The sequence below is a fragment of the Methylobacterium sp. WL12 genome, from assembly GCF_008039475.1.
Lineage (GTDB): Bacteria > Pseudomonadota > Alphaproteobacteria > Rhizobiales > Beijerinckiaceae > Methylobacterium > Methylobacterium cerastii.
The window spans coordinates 1-620 of record NZ_VRUW01000242.1 but is presented as its reverse complement, the minus strand read 5'-3'; the positions used below and the strand labels follow the sequence as shown (position 1 = coordinate 620).

Sequence of the window (620 nt, the reverse complement as noted above, 5' to 3'; positions counted from 1 at the left end):
ATGCGGAATTCCAGTGTTGCCGCCGCCGCCCCCGTGGTGGCGGCGCTACTCGCCCTCGGCCTCGTCGCGGCCACGGGCCTCAGCCAGCGCTCCGACCTGCCGGATTGGCTGGCGCCGCGCGCCTACGGGTTCTTCCTCGACAGCTATCCGCTGTTCGCCTTCGCCCTGGCCTACGGCTTGGCCCGCCTCGTCGCGGCGGCCGCGGCCCCGGGGCCGGCCGGCGTCCCGCGCCGGGCGGTGTGGGGCGTCGTCGGGATCGCTGCGCTGCTGCTGGCCTCGCTCTACCCGACCTTCGGGGGCGTGATCCTGCGCGGCGCCTACGGCACCGGCAGCATGGCGTTTCTCACCGGCCAGCCGCTCTGGCTCGCCTACGCCCTCGGGGCCGCGGTCGGTGCGCTCCTGTTCGGCACGATCCTCGGCCTGTTCGGCTGGCTCGCGGCCGGGCGGCTCCGCCCGCGGACCGGCTGGCGCGCCCGCATCGGGGGCGCGTGCCGCGATGGCATAAGCCGCCGGCTGTCAGCGCCTGCCGCCCGGGGCCGGCTGCGCTCGCTTGCCGCGGGCGGAGCGATCCCGCACAGTCCCATCCAAGGGGAGCGAACACGCAAGACCGATAAGCGCGG

The 620-nt window shown here is 76.0% G+C and carries 1 protein-coding gene; it reads left to right on the top strand.

From position 1 onward, the window contains the following. On the top strand, positions 1-620 hold a 620-nt coding region (locus FV226_RS28305), incomplete at both ends, for a hypothetical protein (protein WP_187278885.1).